Below are 19,053 nucleotides of genomic sequence, written 5' to 3'. Positions count from 1 at the left end.
ATCTGCGTGTCGCGGGCGAAGTCGAAGGTGCTCGAACTCGAACTGTGATCCCGTAGCCCGGACGAAGTCCGGGATTCCCCTCGAACACGGAGCGCAACCCCGGACTTCGTCCGGGCTACGGGGTGACGACGGCGCCGATGGTGATGAACGTGCTTTCGCACGCTGCCGCTCGCTGGGCCCCGCGCCTAACGTGGGCCATGGTCCTCTACCGTCGCAGCCACATCGCCAACGCGCCGTACTTCCTGACCGTCGTACTGCGCGATCGCGGGACACGTCTGCTGCTCGATCACATCGAACAGCTTCGCGCGGCATTCCGGTGCGCGGCTGCGGAGAACCCTTTCCATGTCGACGCGGTCGTCGTGCTACCGGATCATTTCCATTTGCTGTGCACGTTGCCGGAAGGAGACGCGGATTTCTCGACGCGGATGCAGACGATCAAGCGGCGATTCACGTTCGGCGTGGCGGGCAGCGGTGTTCCGATGTGCAAGAACAGTCGCCGAGAGTCCGGTTACTGGCAGACGCGATTCTGGGAACACACGATCCGTGACGACGACGACTTCGCTCGTCATGTGGATTACATTCACTACAACCCGGTGAAGCACGGACTCGCACAAGCGGCGTGCGATTGGCCGCACTCGTCGATCCATCGATATGTGAGGCAGGGTCTGATCACGAAGGATTGGGGCGAAAACTCTCCTGTCGAACCGCAGAGCCCGACTGGAGAGTAGCCCGGACGAAGTCCGGGGTTTTCCGCTCCCATCGAACCGGCATCCCGGACTTCGTCCGGGCTACGGTGACGCGGTGTGCCGCCTTCGGGCTACGCCGTCACCGTCGCCGCTTCCTTCGCCTCGCCCTTCAAATGCTTGTCGAGCAACCACAGCATCTTCCCCGGCCCGGCGTCGTGGATGATGTCCACCATCGGGAAGTTGGGTTTTTCCTTCATGCGCACGTGCTGGGCTTCGAGCACGTGGCGGTCCTCGGTGAAGGCGTCGTCGAGGTTGTCGCACAACAGCTGCGACAGGCCCGCGAACTCGCAGACTTTCGAGGCGCCCCACGAGTAGTAGTAGTCGACCTCGTCCTCGTCGCAGGGCGTGACGGCCTGGCTGGTCCAGGTGTCGGCGACGAGCTGGCCGGTGGGCGCGCCCTCGTCCTTGCCATCGGCGACGAATGCGCGGAAGTGCAGCACCCAGGTGCAGGGCAGCGTATGCATGATGTCGAACTCGAGATCGAACAGCATGCCCGGCGGAAACAGGTGCGACAGGAACGAGTTGATCGGCACGCTGCGCACGTAGTACTCCGTGCGCATCGCGTGCGAAAGCATCGTGAACTTCGGCTTGATGTGCGTGTAGCGGTCGCGCGTGGTCAGGTCGGGCGCGCCCAGCGTGTCGCGGTGGATCCAGGCCAGGTGCGTGAGATCCGCCAGGTTGGCGATCTCGAGGCGGTAGTTGGCCTTCACGTGCATCTGCGAGGTCTTCACGTTCCAGTCCGGATCGCTCGGGCCCACGGCGTGCGGGATCAGCTTCTCGTCCGCCTTCGCCGGATCGCCCATCCACACCCACACCCAGTTGTCCTTCTCGACGACCGGGAACACGCGTACGCAGGCGCGCTCGGGAATCGTCTCCTGGCCCGGAATCTCGTTGCACTTGCCGTCGGCGCCGAAGCGCATGCCGTGGTACAGGCAACGGATGCCGTCGCCTTCCTTCTGGCCCAGCGACAGCGCGGCCTGGCGATGCGGGCAGCGATCTTCGAGCACCACGAGCTGGCCGGTCGGCTTGCGGTACAGCACCACGCGTTCGCCGGCGATCTTGCGCGCGACCAGCGCGCCTTTTTCCTGCGAGAGCCCGTTCTTCTGGCTCTGCGTGAACATGTAGTCCCAGCCGGCGTTGTACCAGGCGTTCTTCACGAACATGTCGGATCTCCTTCCGTCTCGTTGTGTGTGCCGGGTAGCGCGCACGACGAATCGGCGCGGTCCTGGCTATCGACACCCCAAGGTACCGGGTTTCAGCCGCCTCGCTCCAATACCTTTGCCCGCTTGCCGCGATACCGGCGCCGTATCGCGGCGCAGCGGAGGATTCAGGCGCTGACGTAGGCGGTCTTGCCCTGCGTGTAGAACTCGCGCGCCGCCTCGCCCTGCTCGCGCGGACCGTAGCTGCTGGCTTTGCGCCCGCCGAACGGCAGGTGGTAATCGAGGCCCGCCGTCGGCAGGTTGATCATCACAAGGCCCGCCTGCGCAGCGCGCCGGAAGTGCGTGGCGTGCTTGAGGCTGGTGGTGCACAGGCCGGCGCACAGCCCGAACTCGGTGTCGTTCGAAACCGCCAGCGCCTCGTCGTAGTCGCGCACGCGGATCACGCTCGCGACGGGGCCGAAGACTTCCTCGCGATTGATGCGCGAGCCGTTGGTGGTGTCCGTGAGCAGCGCCGGCGAGAGGTACCAGCCTGGCGTGTCGCGCTGCAGGCGCTCGCCGCCGCAGGCGAGCGTCGCACCTTCCGACGTCGCGATGCCGACGTAACGCAGGTCCTTCTCGAGCTGGGCTTCGTGGATGGCCGGCCCCATCTCGGTGCCGTCCTTGAGCGCGTGGTCCACTTTCAAAGCGCGCAGGCGTTCCACCAGACGCGACACGAAGCGATCGTGGATACCTGGCGTCACCACCAGGCGCGAGGACGCCGTGCAGCGCTGGCCCGTCGAGAAGAAAGCGCCGTTGAGCGCGCAGTTCACGGCCACGTCGAGATCCGCGTCGTCGAGCACGACCAGCGGATTCTTGCCGCCCATCTCGCACTGCACGCGCGCCATGCGCGCCGCCGCGGCCTGCGCGATGCCGCGGCCGGTGGCGACCGAGCCGGTGAAGCTGATGCCGTCGACACCCGATGAGGCGACCAGCGCCTGGCCCACGACGTGGCCCGGCCCGTTGACGAGATTCAGCACGCCCGCGGGCAGGCCGGCCTTCGCGAGGATCTCCACGAGCACGACGGCACAGGCCGGCGTGAACTCCGAAGGCTTGAGCACCACGCAGTTGCCGAAGGCCAGCGCCGGCGCGAGCTTCCACGCCGGAATCGCGATCGGGAAATTCCACGGCGTGATCAGCCCGAACACGCCGACCGGCTCGCGCGTGACTTCGATGCCGATGCCCGGACGCGTCGACGCGCCCATCGTGCCGCTCAGGCGCACGGCCTCGGCCGCGAAGAACTTGAAGAGCTGGCCGGCGCGCGTGACCTCGCCGACGCCCTCCGGCAAGGTCTTGCCTTCCTCGCGCGACAGCAGCCGGCCGAGCTCGGCGCTGCGCGCGAGCAGCTCGGTGCCGGCACGATCGAGGATCTCGGAGCGCTGCTGCGGTGTCGTGGCGCTCCAGCTCGGGAATGCCGCGCGTGCCGCCGAGACGGCGGCGGCGACGTGACTGGCGTCGGCCTGCGCGTAGTCGCCGACGATGTCGCGCGTGTCGGACGGATTCACGTTGGGCTCGGTGCCGACGCCGTCGTGCCACTCGCCGCCGATGAAGATGCCGTGTGCCTTGCTCATCAGAGTTTCCTTGGGTGTTGCCTGCCGTTCAGCGAAGTCGCTCTGGATCAGCGTCAACCGTAGCCCGGACGAAGTCCGGGGTTTTACTCCGTGTTCGGGGGAAAGCCCCGGACTTCGTCCGGGCTACGCGAGCGGCGGAGCCTTGACCGGGTATCCGCGCCCCGCGTAATCGAAGTCACCGAGTTCCAGCGCCGTGAGTCCGCGATCCTGCGGGGACGCGTAGTACGCGCGGATCTCCTGGATCAGTCCGGCCTCGCTGAAGATGTACCACTCGTCTCCGCGCAGCATCGTGTTCTGCGATCGCTTGAAATGCGTCCACTCGATCACGGCGCGTCGCGTCTCGGGCTCGCCGATGAAGTGATCGACGGTCCAGTACGAGCCGAAGTTCTGCACCGCGGCCTGCCAGCGCTTGCCGATCTCCAGGCCGCCGCGAAACGGGCCGCCGTACATGCCGGGCGGGAAGTAGTGCACGCCGTCGGGCTCGAAGTACGAGGCGATGCGTTCGGGATCGCCGGAATTGCAGGCGTCGAAGTACGCGCGAATATGCGCTTCCATCCCGGCCTTGGTCAGCTTCATGGGTGACGCTCTCCTCGTGTCGCGACGGCCGCCAGAGGCGACGCCACGCTTCTATGTGAATGGGGCGAGTTCAGCAGAGGGGGACCATACGTGCCCCACAGGTCGCAGACCAATACCTTTGCAGGCCGGTTCCGATAGCGGTGCCGTATCGGCATCCCCCGTAGCCCGGGTGAAACCCGGGATGTATGCCGGCAGAGAAGAAGCCCCCGGGTTTCACCCGGGCTACGTGTGATTCAACCCTTCTTCTTCGTCACGCTCTTCTTCACCGCAGGCTTGCGCGCCAACACCTTCGTCTCCACCGGCTCACGCAGCTCCCGCGCAACTTCGAGAAACTCCAGCAGCAATGGCGAGTCGTCGTCGCGTCGATGGATCATGCACAGATCCACCGTCGCCTGGTCGTCCTTGCGCAGCGGGATCTGCACCGTGCCCGGCACGCGCAGGTTGCAGCCGGAATCGGTGACCAGGCTCAGGCCGAAGCCGCTGGCGACGAGGCCGACGGCGGTGACCATGTCGTCCACTTCCTGGCTCACATGCGGCGTGATCCGGCGTAGATGGAACATGCGCATCATCTGATCGATGAAGCCGGGACGCGGTGTGCGCGGATACAGGATCAATGGCTCCTTCCCGATCTCCGCCAGGCTCAGCACCTCGCGATCCGCGAGCGGATGCTGAACCGGCAGCACGACGGACATGTGCTCGGTCTGGATCACTTCCCAGCTCAGGTCCGGTTCTTCGGCGAAGTAGCGGTTGAACCCCACCGCGATGCGCCGCTCGCGCAGTGCCTTGACCTGTCCGAGCCGGTCGAGACTGTGCAGGACCAGCTCCACGTGCGGGTGTGTCAGGCGAAACCGCTGCACGATCTTCGGAATCGCGCCGAGCACCGCGGAGCCGAACACGCCGATGTCGATGCGTCCCAGGCGTCCTTCGCCGGCCATGCGCGTGCGCTCGGCGGCCTGCTGGGCCAGCGCCAGCAGGTTGCGCGCCTCGGTATAGAACACCTTGCCCGCCGCCGTGGGATCCGCGCCGCGCGCGCTGCGTTCCAGCAGCTTCACGCCGAGCGCTTCTTCGAGCTGCTGGATCTGTCGCGTCAGCGGCGGCTGCGAGACGTGCAGGCGCAGCGCGGCCGCGCGGAACGTGCGCTGCTCGACCACCGCGACGAAGTAGCGAAGGTGGCGAAGCTCGATTCCAGCGAGCGACATGCGTGAAAGGAATCCGTGTGTGGCCCGAGAGGATGATACTCGCGGGGTATCGCTCCATCCATCAAGAGTATTGGACGCTCGCCAGGGCCAGTCCTAACCTCAAGTCACTCTCAGGCGAGCGACGAGGAGAACGCGCATGCCGATCATCCAGGTGAACATGCTGGAAGGACGAACCGTCGCGCAGAAGCGCGCGATGATCGCGGCGGTGACCGATGCGGTCGTCGGATCGCTCGGCGTGAAGCGTGAGACGGTGCGCATCATGATCAACGAGATGCACGCCGAGCACTTCGCGCTCGGCGGCGTCAGCGTCGGCGAGCAGCCGCTGGGCAAGCGCAACGGTCATCCGAGCGCATCGGCCACCGGCAACGGTGCGCTCGCTGGCGAGCGCCACAACGGAGCGACCGTCGAATGAGCGCCGTCACCGACAAGGCCACTTCGCTGCCCGCGGGCTTCGAGGCGCTGGAAGCCTTCGTGCCGTACTGGGTGCACGAGACCAACGACAAGCGCCGCGAGGCGCGATCGACCGCGCAGATGGAAGACATCCAGGCCTTCTACGACACCGTCGTGCCGATGGCCGAGCAAGGGATCGCGTATCTCGAACAGTACGAGCTCGGCAAGATGCCGGCCGACGCCGAGCGCCTGTTCAAGCTCCTGCTGGCGATGAACCACGCCGCCATCGCGGTGGAGATGCACGGCGCGCCGCGCGCGTTCGATTCCACATGGCCCAGCGCGGTACGCATCACGCAGGGACCGTGGCCCCACGGCGGCCGGATCTGAGGAGAACCCCATGAGCGCAGTAATCGACAAGGTCGAGACGGGAACGTCTGGAACCCCGCGCCACCAGATGGCCGAGGAATGCTTCACGCTCGACGCGGGCCTGCCCACCGGGCCGGTCTCGGTGGAGCCCTATCGTTCGCCCGAATTCTTCGAACGCGAGCGCGAGCGCGTGTTCAAGCGCGCCTGGCTGTTCGCGGGCCGCATCGAGCAGCTGCCGGAGCACGACAGCTACTTCGTCAAGGAAATCCTGATCTGCAAGGCATCGGTGCTGATCACGCGCAGCAAGGAAGGCAAGGTCCAGGCGTTCCACAACGTGTGCAGCCACCGCGGCAATCTTGTCGTGAACAAGCCTTGCGGCCGTGCCGAGCGCCACGTCTGCCGGTATCACAACTGGGCGTACGGCGGTAAGGACGGCGCACTGCTCGGCATTCCCGACCAGAAGCATTTCTTCGATGTCGACAAGAAGAGCCTGGGCCTGACGCCGATCGCCTGCGACGTCTGGGAAGGCTTCATCTTCGTCAACTTCCAGAAGCAGCCGGAAGTCACGCTGGCCGAGTTCCTCGGTCCCTTCGGTACGACCTACGCCGGCATCCCGTATTTCAATCTCGACGAGACCATCGTCATCCAGGCGGACTTCAAGGCCAACTGGAAGCTCATCGCGGACGCCTTCGCCGAGCCCTACCACGTGCCCTCGCTGCATCCGGCCACGCTCGCGCCCGGCTTCGCGCACCCTGAGGACAACCGCTATGCGCGTCCGTTGAGCGCGCGTGCGCACGGCATCCATCGTCACTTCTCCGCCTACGGCAATCCGCACTACGTGCCGGCGCCGACATCCAAGGTCGAGAGCCTGGTCTACATCCAGGACACCGGTGGCGTGCTGGGTGGTGATGCGTCCGAGAACGCCCAGGGCGTCATGAATCATCCGGCGATCAATCCGACGAAGAATCCCAACTGGTCGGCCGACGTCACCTGGATCTTCCCGAACTTCAACATCGACTACTCGACCGGCGGCTTCTGGATCCACGAGTTCTGGCCGGTGGCGTACAACCGCACGCAGTGGACGTTGAGGATCTTCATTCCCAAGACCGCGTCGATCCGCCATCGCCTGCAGCTCGAGCACTACGCGTCGCGCTGGGCCGAGGTCGTGCTCGAGGACGTCACCAACTGCGAGCGTATCCAGCTGGGGCTGGAATCCGGCGCCAAGGACCACATGGTCCTGCAGGATGCCGAGATGCTGATCCGCCACAACCTGTGGGTGCTGGACAAGTGGATGAAAGCGGACAAGGTGGCGGACGCGTTGAAGTGAGCATTGCGGCGGGAGTTCGCCGCTCGCGCGCCGTGATGAGACCGCATCGGCGCAACACGCAGTAACAGATGTGCTCCCTCTCGCCGTGAAAAGCACACGGAGAGAGGGAGCAATGCAGTGCCTCGCTCACCGCACAGCGCTTGCATGCAAGCCGCACGTCGAACGTGCGGATATAAATGAGCCCCACCCGCTGGGGCGACTATCAGCAAGGCAGAAGGAGTCACCGTGAAACGATCCAACCCAGCGTCGGCGCCCGACCGCGTGCGCATGCCGTCGCGACGCGACGTCCTGAAGGGCCTGGCCGCGGGCTCGGCCGCTTCGCTGATTCCGGTCGCCGCATCCGCGGCGAAGCCGGCGAAATCGGCCAAGACGAACTGGGCCGGCGAAGCCGACGTGCTGATCGTCGGCTCCGGCGCCGCGGGCCTGTCGGCGGCCATCGCCGCGATCAGCCAGGGCTCGAGCGTCATCATCTTCGAGAAGATGCCGTTCCTCGGCGGCACGACGGCGAAGTCCGGCGGCGTGTTCTGGATTCCCAACAACGGCTATCTGAAGTCGCAGAACGTGCCGGACGAGCGCCTTGATGCGCTGCAGTACATGGTGCGTCTGGCGCATCCCACGCGTTACGTGCCCAGCGATCCGCTGCTCGGCATCACGCAGGCGGAGTTCGACCTGATCGCCGCGTTCTACGACAACGCGCCCAAGGTCGTCGAAGCGCTCGGCAAGAACGCGGGGCTCAAGTACATGCCCTGGCTCACCTGGGAAGACAAGGCCTACCCCGATTACTACTCGGATCTTCCGGAGAACAAGGTGCGGCGCGGCCGCTCGCTGGTGCCGGACAGCAGCGCCGATCCCAAGCACGTGGTCTGGCCGAAGAACGGCGGCGCGGGTCCGGCGCTGATCCACCAGCTCATGCAGGGCCTCGACAAGAAGCCGGCGCAGACGCTGCTCGATCACAAGGTGCTCGACGTGATCCGCAATGCCGACGGCGCGGTCGTGGGTCTGAGCATCGATCGCGGCGACGACGCACCGGTGTCGTTCCGCGCGCGCAAGGGCGTGGTGTTCGCCTCCGGAGGTTTCACGCACAACCCGGAGCTGGCGCGCCAGTACCTGAAGGGCCAGATCTGGGGCGGATGCGCCGCCCCCGGCAGCACCGGCGACTTCGTCAACATCGCCACGCGTGCCGGCGCCGTGCTCGGCAACATGAACAACGCCTGGTGGGGACAGATCCAGGTCGAGGCCGCGCTGAAGACGCGCAGCGTGGCGGTCGACGTGTGGTCCTCGCCGGGCGACAGCATGATCCAGGTCAATCGCTACGGTCGCCGCTACGTCAACGAGAAGATCCAGTACAACGAACGCGCGCAGGCGCACTTCACGTGGGACCCGGTGCGTGCCGAGTATCCGAACCTGCTCGGCTTCATGATCTGGGATGCGCGCACGGCGCAGCACTACGCGGGCTACGACCCGATTCCCGCCGCCAACGCCAAGCTGCCGCAGGTCATCGAGGGCGCCACGCTCGACGAACTGGCCTCCAACATCGAGCTGCGCCTGGCGTCTCTGGCCAAGCACACCGGCGGCTTCACGCTCGACAAGAATTTCCGCAAGAACCTGGCGCAGACCATCGAGCGCTTCAACGACTTCGCGACGGCGGGCAAGGACGAGGATTTCTCGCGCGGCGAGGCCACCATCGAGATCGCGTTCCAGTTCATGAACGCGGCCAAGGCGCCGAATCAGAATCCCAGCATCACGATGCATCCCATCGACGTCGCGAAGGGTCCGTTCTACGCGGTGATTCTCGGCGCCGGCACGCTCGACACGAAGGGCGGCCCCGTCGTCAACGTGAAGGGCCAGGTGCTCGACGCCGACGCCAAGCCGATCCCGGGTCTCTACGCCGCCGGCAACTGCGTGGCGCATCCGGCCGCGCAGGCGTACTGGGCCGGCGGCGGTACGATCGGCCCGGCGCTGACGTTCGGCTGGCTGGCTGGAACCAGCGCCAGCGGCGAGCCTGTGAGGACCGCATGAGCCCGAACACCGTGAAGCATTCCGAACAACACCGCGGCGCTGTCGTGCCGTCCCGCGTGGGCCGTCGCATCCTGACGATCGTCGCGCTGGCGGTCGGATTCCTGCTGACCGGCATGGACGTCTCCGCACAGGGGCCTGCCGACAAGCCGGTCAGTTTCAAGGACGACATCCAGCCGCTGCTGAATTCGCAATGCGTGTTCTGCCACGTCACCGGCGCCGAGAACGGCGGGCTGAATCTCGGCCGTCGCGATTCGCACGCCGCGCTGATGGCCGCGAGCACCGAGGCCCCGATGGCCCGCGTCACGCCGGGCGATCCGGCGAAGAGCTACCTGATCCACAAGCTCAAGGGCACGCAACTCGAAGCCGGCGGCAGCGGCAACGCGATGCCGATGTACGACCCGCCGAAGCCGTTTCCCAAGGAGCAGCTGGACCTGGTCGAGCGCTGGATCCGCGAGGGCGCGCAGAAGAACTAGCAGGGGCGCAACCCGTAGTCCGGACGAAGCCGCGTGGGGTGCGCTCCGCGCACGACCGCTCTCGTTCGTCGTCGCGGGAAGGTGCGCCGAGCGCACCCTGCGGTTGCTGGCGGTTGTTTCGGCGACGAAACAGCCCCCGGGTTTCACCCGGGCTACGTGTCGGCGGCCGTGCGCTTCGCGTACGACCGTCCTCGCTCATTGCCGCGCGAAGGTGCGCGAGGCGCACCCTACGGTTGGCCGCGTAGGGTGCGCTCCGCGCACGCGTTGCCGCGGGAAGCTGCGCCGTATCCGTGCGGTAACGTCCCCCGCGCCGCCGTCAGGCAGCCAACCCCGCCTCGACCAGCGACGTGTGCGTCATGTGCGCAGCGGCCTTCAGCGTCTGCGACGCCATGCCCGTGAGCGTCGCCCCGGCCTGCAGCCGCATGTAGACGTTCGGAAACGCCTTGCGGAACATGTGCGCGTGATGGTTGTTGACGAAGTACTCGGTCTCGACGAGCTTCTTGGGGACAGTGCTGACGGGCGCAAGGCCGCGACGATGCGTCGCCAATCCGCCGAGCTGTTGGGCCCTGTTGTTGGTCGGGGCCTTCTTGTACTTGAGGATGTTCAGGCGGGCCACGGCGTACAGGTTGCAATACTCCTTCGGCGTATAGCTCAACGGGCTTCGCAGGCTGGTGCCGTGCCGCGTCATGAAGGCATGCGCGAGTCCTGCGCCGATCATGCCGACCGCTCCTCGCGCACGCATCACGCCGGTGTCGTGCTGGCCTGGGAGCACGTGGTAGTTGTACTTCCCGTGCACATCACTCTCGCTGATGCCGTCGAAGGACATCGGCCGCATGATCCAGCGTTGTTCGTTGTCCATCTGCACGACGGAATAGTCGTGGATGTTCGTGGCAAGGGTGATCTTGTCCGGCTTGAAATTGCCCGGACCGGGGACGGGATCGAACGCGAAGATGTTGACCTTCAGGTGCCGCGTCTGCGGTGTCTTGGCCAGAGCGTGCGCGATCATGTGACAGGTGATGGCGCCGCGGCTCCAGCCCACCATGTTGATGGTGTCGGGCGCCGCCGAGGATCCGGAGATCAGGCTGCTGATGACGGCCCAGACGTGTCGCTCGTTCTGCTCCCAGCCCCAGCCGGAGATGCTGCCCAGCGCAACCAGGATCGCCCTTTCATCCATGTGGCCCAGCACGTTCTTCTTGCCGGTGATCGGGTCGAATGTGCCGGGCGTGTTGAACGCCTGACCCACCCCGTCCGTGACCATCCAGTCGCGGTTCTCGGCGCCGCTGGTCCGCGATGCCATGTTGGCGACGACCTCGTCGGTCTGCGTGCGATTGAAGCCGGTGCCGCAGTTGTACACCGTGAATACTCTGGACATCGCGCTTCTCCTGTCGATACCGCGATCAATGGGTCGAGCGAAGAACGAGAGGCTGTCGCCCCGTCGCGCCCCGTCTCGTTCGGGTCGAACCGCCCTGGGGCGGAACGTCCGGTTGCTCGAGGCAACCTCGCTCTTCGGGATGCGGCCGGGTTTCGAAATCGCATCGATCGACGGACGTCCGGTCGAGGCGCGCGGCCCCGTCGTCGCGAAGGTCGGCGCGGCGAAATGCATGCGAGAGTGAAATAACCACTGGACGACTCCCTCGGCTGGCAGCCTTGCAAGGGAGCGTGGTCCTGCCGGCGCGAGGCCGGTAGGGTCATCCGCCCCGTCTAACGGTGTTTTTTGTCCTTCGCCGGCGACGGGACAGGTGTCCCGGGTCCCGGTGCCTGGCGGATATACAGCGCTGCCGCATGCGCCCGGTGGGTGACCTGCAGCTTCTGGAAAATCTGGCTCAGGTAGTTGCGCACGGTCTTGTCGCTCAGGCCCAGCGCGGCCGCGATCTGCTTGTTGGTCTGTCCCTCGGCGACCAGCGCGAGAACCTTGTGCTCCTGCTGCGACAGCCCATCGGTCGGACGGGCTCCCGACGGCGTCGGCGTATTCATCTGCGCGAACATCCGCTGCGTCATCGCCGCATCGAGGATCGACTGCCCGCCGGCCACGGCCTCGATCGAACGGATCAGGCCATCCTCGTCGATCTCCTTGAGCAGGTAGCCCTGTCCGCCGGCCAGGAACGTGGCGAGCAAGGCCTCGTCGTCGGCGAACGACGTCAGGAACAGCACGCGCGTCTCCGGACGCACGCTGCGGATCTCGCGGCAGGCCTCGATGCCGCTGCCGTCCGGCAGGCGCACGTCCATCAGCACGATGTCGGGCTCCAGCCGTGCGGCCTCGGCAATCGCGGCTTCCTGCGTCGCCGCTTCGCCGACGACCGTGAGGTGCTCGTTGGCGCCCAGCAGCATCCTCAGGCCGGAGCGCACCACGACGTGGTCGTCGACCAGCAGCAAGCGGATCGTCTTCTTCTCAGGCGATGACATGGGAAGTTCGCGCGGGAACGTCGATCGTGATGCGGGTTCCGTGCCCGGGCGTGGACAGGAACTCGCAGCTCGCGCCCAGGTTCTCGGCGCGGGCGCGAATGTTCTTCAGGCCGTGTCCTGGCGTGGCGATCGAGCCGGGGTCGAAGCCCGCGCCGTCGTCCTCCACGATCATGCGAACTGCATCGTCGGCGAGCTTCAGCGAAACCCCGCCGTTGCGCGCGCGCGAGTGCCGCAGGCTGTTGCTCATCGCCTCCTTGGCGATGTAGAGCAGGTGCGTCGCCTGGAACGGCGTCAGGCGTTCCGCCGCGGCGGAATCCATCTGCAGGTAGAAGCGCAGCGCCTGTCCGCCGTCCATCGTGTGGATCAGCGCCGCCATGCCGGCCTCCAGTTCCTTGCCGCTCGACACCGCCACCTCGATGCCGGAGACGTAGAGGCGCACCTCGCGGATCACCGCGTTGATCTCGTCCATGGCGATGCCCAGTTGCTGCAGGGCGTGCTCGGCTTCGCCGACGACCAGACGGCGACATTGCGAGAGGCGCAGGCCGATGGCGTAGATCGACTGGATGATGCTGTCGTGCAGATCGCGACCGAGCCGTTCGCGCTCGTCGAGCGACTGGCGCAACTGCGATTCGCTGAGCCGCAGTGCGGTCTCCGCCGTGCGGGTCTCGACCAGCGCGACCCGCAGGTCCGAGACCATCTTCAGGTAACCGCGACCGATGTAGCCCAGCACCAGCGCGTAGGCGAACAGGCGCACGAAATGCCAGAACCACCAGGACGCGTCCCACAGCGTTGAATAGTTGAAGACGAATTCGGCGACGGTGAACAGCAGCGCGAGGCAGCCGAACAAATAGGTCTCGGGCTCCTTGAGTTTCGCGTAGCTCCAGAAGCACGCGATCGCGCCGACACCGAACAGGCCGCAGGCCACGTTCTTGAGAGAGACGGCCAGCGGGGTGAAGGTTCCGTCCTGCACCAGCACGGGCACGTGCGTCGGCATGAGCCACGAAACGGCTCCGAGTGCGATCGTTCCGGCGGCGACGAGCAGCAGCAGCGGCCGCCGCGCGGTCGGCAGACGCCATGGGCCTGGCCACCACATGAGGACGAATCCCAGGCCGCCGGCCACGCTGGCGAGTACCCGGAACCACACGAAGAGATTGCCGGGGTGCGAGACGGCGTGAAGGATCTCGACCAGACCCATCGCGAAGAAGCCGAGCGCCAGGTACGTGCTCGGGCGTCCCGCCACCGTGCCGCGCAGCAACAGGACCAGGGCCATCGCGATGGCCGTGAACCCGCCCAGCGATTCCACCGTGGCGTGCAGCGGCTGATTGATCATCCGCCACTCGCCCGGCAGTTCCCGCAGTGCGGCGCCGCAGAGCACGACGCCGGCGACGATGGCCACCGGCACCGCGCTGGCGATCAATCCTCTGGCGATGGTGTTCATGGTCGCGCGGAAGATGGGGTGTGGGAAAAATGCTGCGGTGAAGAATGGCAAATTCGAGCGCGCGATGCAGGATCCGTGGGGTGCGCGAGGCGCACCCTACGCTTTCGTGCACCGGTGGCTTGATGCGAACCTCGCCGCATTCCACCTGCGACCCCGGAACCCGATGACCGCGCCCTGGCCTGACCATCTGCTCACTGCCGCGACCGCCCTCGCGCCCTGCGAAACGGTGGCCGACTGGTGGGCGCGTCATCGCGTGCTCTGCGCCGGACGATCGGGCTCGATCGAACGCGCGATCGTCGGTGGCTACATGGCGGATCGCGTGGCCTGGGCTTTCGCGACGGCGTACCAGGCCGCGCTGCGGGCACTGGTTCCCAGCCTTCCCGGCAACGCGCTGACGGCCTTGTGCGTGACCGAGGAAGGCGGCACGTCGCCCAAGGCGATGCATTCGACGCTGAGCGTCGACGCGAACGGCGGGCTCGTCCTCAACGGCGCCAAGCGCTGGACGACGCTGGGACCCGACGGCGGCCTGTTCCTGGTCGCGGCGCGCGACACGCGTGAAACAGGCGATAAGCCCGTGCTTCGACTCGTGCGCGTCGATGCGCGCGCCATCGGCGTGCACGTCGAACCGATGCCGCCGACCTCCTTCGTCCCCGAAGTTGCGCACGCACGGCTGCGCTTCGAGAACGTGCGTGTGGACGACGAGGCCCTGCTGCCGGGCGACGGCTATGCGCGCTACGTCAAACCGTTTCGCACGATCGAGGACCTGCACGTCCACGCCGCGATCCTCGCGTACCTGGTGCGCGAAGCCCGGCGCCTGAGCTGGCCGCGCGCGTGGACCGAACGGGCAATGGCCGTGCTGGCCGCGTATTCGGACATCGCGTCGCGCGATCCGGCGTCGAGTTCCACGCATCTGCTGCTGGCGGGTGCGCTGGCGAGCGGCGAGCAGCTTGCGAGCGAAACGGATGCTTTCTGGGACGCCTCATCTGCGGGCGATCCCGAGGCCGCCGTGCGATGGAAGCGCGACAAGGCGCTGCTGAAGATCGCCTCTCAAGCCCGCGCTGCGCGGCTCGAACGGGCCTGGGAACGCTTCCCGTAGCCCGGGGATGCGGCTTGCCATGCGGCGAGGGGCGGTGCGCGGGGCGCACCCTACGCGGCACGACGGCCCGGATATTTCCGGCGAACGCCCACATCGCCGACAATGACGCTCGCCGTCACGAACAAAGCCGCCATGACCGACGCTCCCCCGCCAGCCGCGCCCGAAAAAGCGCCGCCGAAATCGATGAACAGCTTCCGCCTGCTCGGCGTGATCCTCGCCGGCGTCATCGGCATCCGCAGGACCAGCGATCGCGGCGGCGGCGTGTCCAACGCCAGCACCGGCGCGATCCTGGGCGCGGTGCTGATCTTCGCGGCCGTCGCAATGCTCGGGATGTACGCGTTCGTCAACGCGGTGAAGAGCGCGGCAGGGAACTGAGCGCTTCGCTTTGCGTAGCCCGGGTGAAACCCGGGATGCCGGTTCGAAGAATGAGAGGAACCCGGGCTCTTTCGCGTCGCGAAATTCAACACCCGGGCTACGGTGAAGCTACAGCTTCCTGAACAACGGACTCCGCACCTGCTGCACGTCCGCCGCCGAAAGAAACTTCTCGGTGTAGATGTCCTTCTCGAACAGCCGGCCCTGCATCAGCGTCGTGATGCACGCATCGATCATCAGCGGCGGACCGCAGAGATAGGCCTTGTGATCGCGAAAGTCGTTGTCGAAGTGCGCCTTGGCGGCCTCGTGCACGAAACCGCGATACCCGCTCCAGTCGCTGTCCGCGGGCTCATGCGACAGCGCCGGCACGTATGTGAAGTTCGGGTACTGCTGCGCGAGTGCGGTGAACTCGTCGTGGTAGTACAGCTCGGCGCGATGGCGCTGGCCGTAGACCAGCGTGATCGGCCGTTCGCTGCCCTGCGCGAGCAGGTCCAGGATCATGCTGCGCGGGCTCGACAGGCCGGAGCCGCCGGCCATGTAGAGCGTCGCCAGATCCGCAGACTTGCGCACGAAGAAGCGGCCGTAGGGGCCCGAGATGCGGATTGCGTCGCCGGCCTTGAGGTTCTGGTGCAGGTACGCGGTGCCGGCGCCTCCCGGCACGATGCGCACGTTGAGTTCGATCTCGCGGCTCGTCGTGCTCGGCGCGTTGGCCAGTGAGAACGGGCGGCTGATGCCGAGCGTCGGAATGTCCAGGTTGATGTACTGCCCGGCCTGGAAATGGATGGGCTCGTCGAGCGCCACCCAGATGCCCTTGATCGTCGGCGTGAGGCTTTCGACGCGCGTCACGGTGCCGGCGAAATCGCGGACGGGGATGACCTCGGCGTCGGGTTCCTCGTCGACGTCGGCTTCGATCGTGACGTCCGATTGCAGCAGCGCGCAGCAGGCCAGCGTCTTGCGCTCGTCGCGTTCGAAATCCATCAATGCGAACGGCGAGGCCTCGCCGTGCTCGACTTCGCCGTCGACGATCTGCACCTTGCAGGTGGCACAGAGGCCGTGGCAGCAGGCGTGCGGCAGGTAAATGCCGGCGCGTAGCGCGGCGTCGAGCATCGTCTGGTCATCCTCGACGTCGATCGTGGCGCCGAGGGGTTCGATGGTGAGTTGGTAGGTCATCGCGATCTCGTAGCCCGGACGAAGTCCGGGGCTTTTCTCCATTCAACGACTGGCATCCCGGCTCTTTCGCTTCACGAAATTCAACGTCCGGGCTACGGGTCAGCCTGCTCCGTTGTATCCGTCGAGCCCCGGCGTGCGAAACCGGATCTGCTGCTTGTGCCGGATGCCGTGCTCCTTGATCGACTTCGCCGGGTCCGGCGTGAACGGACCGGCCGACGTGGACCACTGCACCTTGTCCCACTCGATCTTCGCGAAGTCGGGATGATCGGAATAGATCATCGGCAGCACGTTCTGCAGCAGCCCTGCGAACGGCATGTCGGGCGGCACCGGGAGGCACATCGGCCAGCCGAACATCGTGTGCTTCTCCCAGCAGACGCTGATCAGCTGCTGGCCGTGATACTTGTCCTGCGTGTCCTGGAAATCGCCGTGGTAGTCCGGCGTCATCGCCTTGGTGGGCATCGATCTGCTCCTGTAGCCCGGACGAAATCCGGGGCTTTTTGTTCGTCGGTGAGAAAAACCCCGGACTTCGTCCGGGCTACGGCTTCGCTCGCGGCGTCGGCGTCTCGGTGCTGCGCACCGAATCCGTGTACGCACCCTCGTGGATGTTCGCCGGCCGCGACGTCCACTGCTCCCAGCGCTTGGCGTCGAGGTGCTCCTTGAACAGGCCGCCGTCCACGCCCGGCTTGAGGCCCATGAACTTGAGCGCCTCGGCCATCGGGTTGAAGTCCGGCGCCGTCGGATCCACGCCGGGCAGGAAGCAGTTGCCCTGGTAGATCTGGTTCACCGGCATCCAGGCGTGCACGAACTTCTCCGGCTCGTCGTCGAAGATGTCCTTGCAGCCGTCCGAGCAGAAATGAAAGATCTCGCCCTTGTAGTCGGACTCGCGGTGCACGAACTCGGTGGCGTCGTCAGCCTCGGTGTAGAGGCAGGGCCACTGGCAGGTCTGGCACAGCTGCGGCAGCACCTTGCAGGTGAACGGCTTGCCCTCGGCCTCGAGCTGGCGCCAGTACTCGTAGCGCGGCCGGTAGTACTTGTCGAAGGTGTCCGGGTACTTCTCGGAGAACCAGTCCATCTCCTCCTCGGACGGCAGCCAGATGCCGAAGCCCAGCGCATTGCGGTTGGCGTAGAACACGCTCCACATCTCGTGGCTGACGCGGCCCTTCTCCTTGATCGTGACGTCGGCGTACTTCGGCGGCTTGATGCCGTAGCGCGCGAGGTCGGCGAACAGCGCGCCGCCGTTCTCCTCGTAGTAGATCGTCCAGGCCTCGCCCCAGCTCATGACGCGCTTGGGCAGGATGTAATCCATCATCGTGGCGAGCAGGGCCAGCAGGCGGTAGCCGCGCCAGAACCACTTGTCGATCCACTTCTGCACGAGCGCCACGTTGGCCGGGTCCTGCTCGAGCAGGAACTTGATGACCTCGATGCCCAGCGTCATGTGGCGCGCCTCGTCGGACTGCGCCGAGAAGCCGAAGCTCACGGTGCTCATGTCGCCGTTGAACGCCGCGCCGCTCATCCACGGCATGAACGCGAGGTTGGTGAGCACGTACTCGAAGGCGAACGAGATCGCCACGATGAACTCGAACGGCCCCGAGGTGCAGGCGTCCTCGAAGAAGCTCTTCGGAATCGACAGGTACCAGACGCGGTCGAACTGGTAGGGGAAGTTCTCCATCCCCTCGAAGTACTTGTTGTACTGGCTGATCGCGTGGATCTGCGTCGTGGCGTGACGCAGCTCGTCGATGCTTTGCATCTGCGCGGCGATGCGCGGGCCGGCGCCCGGAAATTCGCGGCCCAGCATGCAGAAGCCGCGGTGCGAGGCGTACTCCAGTTCCACGATGCCGTTCAGGAAGACCTTGAGCGCCTGCACGTAGCGCGCGTCGGTGACGTTGAACTGGCCGTTGCCCTGCTGGAACGCATCGATGATCGCGTAGAGCTTTCGCTCCTTCTCGCCCTGGTACTTCCAGTAGGCGTCCATCGTCAGCCGGAACGGGTCTTCCCACTTGTCCCAGTCGTGGATCTTGATGCCCTCGAAGTCGATCTTCTGGAAGATGTCTTCCTTCTTCTCGTACGTGGGCTCCCAGTCCAGGCCACGCGTGAGCATCGCGTAGTTTTCCTTGAGGCTGAGCTTCTTGGGCGGCTTGGTATTTCCGTCGGCGGCCATGGGTGTCTCCTGCGTAACGTCGTATTGCCAGTGGTTCGATGAGGTCTTCACCGCAAAGGCGCAAAGGAAAAAGAAAGGACGCAAAGAAAGACAAAAGAAAAGGTTGATGGCTTGCGCCCTTCATCCCCAATCCTCTGCGACCTTTCTTTTTCCTTTGCGCCTTTGCGGTAAATGACCCTGTTCTATGTCTCTACTTCGACGAAGAGCTGCTGCCTACCGCGACTTCCACTCGAGCACGAACTCGTCCTCGCTCTCGTCCACCTCGCCCGCAAGCGAGATCAGGTTGATGTAGATCTCGCGCAGGTCGAAATCGCGTCCCGCGTGTTCCGAGATCGTCTCGCGCTTGACGACGAGGCGTCCCGGGCAATCGATCTTCACCAGCGCCGGCATCTCGTTGAGCTTGGCGTTGGGGTTGTCCGCCATGATCGCGTCGATGATCGGACGCGTGTCGTTGTTGTCCTGGAACGCGATGAAGACGGGCTGCGTGCTGTTCGTGGCCATATGGGTGTCCTGCGTTTTGCGTAGGGTGGGCACCTGCCCACGCGTTGGTTGT

The 19,053-nt window shown here is 65.8% G+C and carries 19 protein-coding genes and 1 pseudogene; 9 read left to right on the top strand and 11 right to left on the bottom strand.

All coding sequences use genetic code 11. From position 1 onward, the window contains the following. Window positions 1-197 precede the first annotated feature (197 nt). A complete protein-coding gene (locus DFR24_RS14350) occupies window positions 198-728 on the top strand; it encodes an REP-associated tyrosine transposase (RefSeq protein ID WP_133882081.1) in 531 nt (176 codons plus the stop codon). Between the two features lie 89 nt (window positions 729-817). Here DFR24_RS14350 and DFR24_RS14345 read toward each other — a convergent pair whose 3' ends face one another. The 4 genes from DFR24_RS14345 to DFR24_RS14330 form a co-directional block, all read right to left on the bottom strand. Continuing rightward, window positions 818-1,909 carry an aromatic ring-hydroxylating dioxygenase subunit alpha gene (locus tag DFR24_RS14345; protein WP_133882080.1) on the bottom strand — a complete coding sequence of 364 codons (1,092 nt, stop codon included), beginning with the start codon at window positions 1,907-1,909 and terminating at the stop codon, window positions 818-820. Window positions 1,910-2,073: 164 nt separating this feature from the next. Then, on the bottom strand, window positions 2,074-3,513 hold the full coding sequence (locus DFR24_RS14340) for an aldehyde dehydrogenase family protein (protein ID WP_133882079.1): 1,440 nt from the start codon (window positions 3,511-3,513) through the stop codon (window positions 2,074-2,076). Window positions 3,514-3,636: 123 nt separating this feature from the next. Next, window positions 3,637-4,089, bottom strand: coding sequence for a nuclear transport factor 2 family protein (locus DFR24_RS14335; protein WP_133882078.1), 453 nt, complete (start codon window positions 4,087-4,089; stop codon window positions 3,637-3,639). A 233-nt stretch (window positions 4,090-4,322) separates the two neighbouring features. Next, on the bottom strand, window positions 4,323-5,288 hold the full coding sequence (locus tag DFR24_RS14330) for a LysR family transcriptional regulator (protein WP_133882077.1): 966 nt from the start codon (window positions 5,286-5,288) through the stop codon (window positions 4,323-4,325). Between the two features lie 130 nt (window positions 5,289-5,418). Between DFR24_RS14330 and DFR24_RS14325 the strand changes: the two are divergent. The 5 genes and pseudogenes from DFR24_RS14325 to DFR24_RS14305 all read left to right on the top strand — a co-directional run. Further along, window positions 5,419-5,700: pseudogene (locus tag DFR24_RS14325) on the top strand (2-hydroxymuconate tautomerase); the annotation flags it as partial. After that, window positions 5,697-6,065 (top strand): hypothetical protein, encoded by a 369-nt coding sequence (locus DFR24_RS14320; RefSeq protein ID WP_133882075.1) that lies wholly within the window; start codon window positions 5,697-5,699, stop codon window positions 6,063-6,065. The pseudogene DFR24_RS14325 and the gene DFR24_RS14320, both read left to right, overlap by 4 nt. 10 nt (window positions 6,066-6,075) lie before the next feature. Then, on the top strand, window positions 6,076-7,371 hold the full coding sequence (locus DFR24_RS14315; RefSeq protein ID WP_210772422.1) for an aromatic ring-hydroxylating oxygenase subunit alpha: 1,296 nt from the start codon (window positions 6,076-6,078) through the stop codon (window positions 7,369-7,371). Between the two features lie 225 nt (window positions 7,372-7,596). Further along, window positions 7,597-9,390, top strand: coding sequence for an FAD-dependent oxidoreductase (locus tag DFR24_RS14310; RefSeq protein ID WP_133882074.1), 1,794 nt, complete (start codon window positions 7,597-7,599; stop codon window positions 9,388-9,390). After that, window positions 9,387-9,863 carry a hypothetical protein gene (locus DFR24_RS14305; RefSeq protein WP_133882073.1) on the top strand — a complete coding sequence of 159 codons (477 nt, stop codon included), beginning with the start codon at window positions 9,387-9,389 and terminating at the stop codon, window positions 9,861-9,863. Before DFR24_RS14310 ends, DFR24_RS14305 begins: the two co-directional genes overlap by 4 nt. Before the next feature lie 316 nt (window positions 9,864-10,179). Here the strand turns inward: DFR24_RS14305 and DFR24_RS14300 are convergent, their stop codons facing one another. Beyond that, window positions 10,180-11,235: a hypothetical protein gene (locus DFR24_RS14300; RefSeq protein WP_133882072.1), complete on the bottom strand. Its 1,056-nt coding sequence runs from the start codon at window positions 11,233-11,235 to the stop codon at window positions 10,180-10,182. A gap of 112 nt (window positions 11,236-11,347) precedes the next feature. On the opposite strand from DFR24_RS14300, the gene DFR24_RS25170 reads away from it, so the two are divergent. Continuing rightward, window positions 11,348-11,476 carry a hypothetical protein gene (locus tag DFR24_RS25170; RefSeq protein ID WP_281280172.1) on the top strand — a complete coding sequence of 43 codons (129 nt, stop codon included), beginning with the start codon at window positions 11,348-11,350 and terminating at the stop codon, window positions 11,474-11,476. An 88-nt stretch (window positions 11,477-11,564) separates the two neighbouring features. On the opposite strand, the gene DFR24_RS14295 is transcribed toward DFR24_RS25170, so the two are convergent. Further along, window positions 11,565-12,266 carry a response regulator gene (locus tag DFR24_RS14295; RefSeq protein ID WP_133882071.1) on the bottom strand — a complete coding sequence of 234 codons (702 nt, stop codon included), beginning with the start codon at window positions 12,264-12,266 and terminating at the stop codon, window positions 11,565-11,567. Next, entirely contained in the window at window positions 12,253-13,704 is a 1,452-nt protein-coding gene (locus DFR24_RS14290) for a sensor histidine kinase (RefSeq protein ID WP_133882070.1), read from the bottom strand. The genes DFR24_RS14295 and DFR24_RS14290 overlap by 14 nt, the downstream gene beginning before the upstream one ends. A 163-nt stretch (window positions 13,705-13,867) precedes the next feature. Here DFR24_RS14290 and DFR24_RS14285 point away from each other — a divergent pair, with 163 nt between their 5' ends. Next, window positions 13,868-14,800, top strand: a complete 933-nt coding sequence (locus tag DFR24_RS14285) for an acyl-CoA dehydrogenase family protein (protein ID WP_162851216.1) — start codon at window positions 13,868-13,870, stop codon at window positions 14,798-14,800. Window positions 14,801-14,932: 132 nt separating this feature from the next. Further along, window positions 14,933-15,175 (top strand): hypothetical protein, encoded by a 243-nt coding sequence (locus DFR24_RS14280; protein ID WP_133882068.1) that lies wholly within the window; start codon window positions 14,933-14,935, stop codon window positions 15,173-15,175. A gap of 108 nt (window positions 15,176-15,283) precedes the next feature. Here DFR24_RS14280 and DFR24_RS14275 read toward each other — a convergent pair whose 3' ends face one another. The 4 genes from DFR24_RS14275 to DFR24_RS14260 form a co-directional block, all read right to left on the bottom strand. After that, the gene (locus tag DFR24_RS14275; protein WP_133882067.1) at window positions 15,284-16,342 is read right to left on the bottom strand and encodes an NADH:ubiquinone reductase (Na(+)-transporting) subunit F; all 1,059 of its coding nucleotides are present in this window, start codon (window positions 16,340-16,342) and stop codon (window positions 15,284-15,286) included. A gap of 99 nt (window positions 16,343-16,441) precedes the next feature. After that, on the bottom strand, window positions 16,442-16,801 hold the full coding sequence (locus DFR24_RS14270; RefSeq protein WP_133882066.1) for a phenol hydroxylase subunit P4: 360 nt from the start codon (window positions 16,799-16,801) through the stop codon (window positions 16,442-16,444). A gap of 76 nt (window positions 16,802-16,877) precedes the next feature. Further along, complete coding sequence (locus DFR24_RS14265) at window positions 16,878-18,500, bottom strand: YHS domain-containing protein (RefSeq protein ID WP_133882065.1); 1,623 nt, start codon at window positions 18,498-18,500, stop codon at window positions 16,878-16,880. A 213-nt stretch (window positions 18,501-18,713) separates the two neighbouring features. Further along, entirely contained in the window at window positions 18,714-19,001 is a 288-nt protein-coding gene (locus DFR24_RS14260) for an MmoB/DmpM family protein (RefSeq protein WP_133882064.1), read from the bottom strand. Between the last annotated feature and the right edge of the window lie 52 nt (window positions 19,002-19,053).

Source organism: Panacagrimonas perspica, from assembly GCF_004364935.1.
In the GTDB taxonomy this organism is placed as follows: Bacteria; Pseudomonadota; Gammaproteobacteria; order Nevskiales; family Nevskiaceae; genus Panacagrimonas; species Panacagrimonas perspica.
This window is presented reverse-complemented; position numbering and strand designations above follow the sequence as displayed.

Coding starts and splice junctions, on each gene's coding strand:
- DFR24_RS14350 (WP_133882081.1), top strand. CDS start 198: ATGGTCCTCTACCGTCGCAGCCACATCGCCAACGCGCCGTACTTCCTG.
- DFR24_RS14345 (WP_133882080.1), bottom strand. CDS start 1,909: ATGTTCGTGAAGAACGCCTGGTACAACGCCGGCTGGGACTACATGTTC.
- DFR24_RS14340 (WP_133882079.1), bottom strand. CDS start 3,513: ATGAGCAAGGCACACGGCATCTTCATCGGCGGCGAGTGGCACGACGGC.
- DFR24_RS14335 (WP_133882078.1), bottom strand. CDS start 4,089: ATGAAGCTGACCAAGGCCGGGATGGAAGCGCATATTCGCGCGTACTTC.
- DFR24_RS14330 (WP_133882077.1), bottom strand. CDS start 5,288: ATGTCGCTCGCTGGAATCGAGCTTCGCCACCTTCGCTACTTCGTCGCG.
- DFR24_RS14320 (WP_133882075.1), top strand. CDS start 5,697: ATGAGCGCCGTCACCGACAAGGCCACTTCGCTGCCCGCGGGCTTCGAG.
- DFR24_RS14315 (WP_210772422.1), top strand. CDS start 6,076: ATGAGCGCAGTAATCGACAAGGTCGAGACGGGAACGTCTGGAACCCCG.
- DFR24_RS14305 (WP_133882073.1), top strand. CDS start 9,387: ATGAGCCCGAACACCGTGAAGCATTCCGAACAACACCGCGGCGCTGTC.
- DFR24_RS14300 (WP_133882072.1), bottom strand. CDS start 11,235: ATGTCCAGAGTATTCACGGTGTACAACTGCGGCACCGGCTTCAATCGC.
- DFR24_RS14295 (WP_133882071.1), bottom strand. CDS start 12,266: ATGTCATCGCCTGAGAAGAAGACGATCCGCTTGCTGCTGGTCGACGAC.
- DFR24_RS14290 (WP_133882070.1), bottom strand. CDS start 13,704: ATGAACACCATCGCCAGAGGATTGATCGCCAGCGCGGTGCCGGTGGCC.
- DFR24_RS14285 (WP_162851216.1), top strand. CDS start 13,868: ATGACCGCGCCCTGGCCTGACCATCTGCTCACTGCCGCGACCGCCCTC.
- DFR24_RS14280 (WP_133882068.1), top strand. CDS start 14,933: ATGACCGACGCTCCCCCGCCAGCCGCGCCCGAAAAAGCGCCGCCGAAA.
- DFR24_RS14275 (WP_133882067.1), bottom strand. CDS start 16,342: ATGACCTACCAACTCACCATCGAACCCCTCGGCGCCACGATCGACGTC.
- DFR24_RS14270 (WP_133882066.1), bottom strand. CDS start 16,801: ATGCCCACCAAGGCGATGACGCCGGACTACCACGGCGATTTCCAGGAC.
- DFR24_RS14265 (WP_133882065.1), bottom strand. CDS start 18,500: ATGGCCGCCGACGGAAATACCAAGCCGCCCAAGAAGCTCAGCCTCAAG.
- DFR24_RS14260 (WP_133882064.1), bottom strand. CDS start 19,001: ATGGCCACGAACAGCACGCAGCCCGTCTTCATCGCGTTCCAGGACAAC.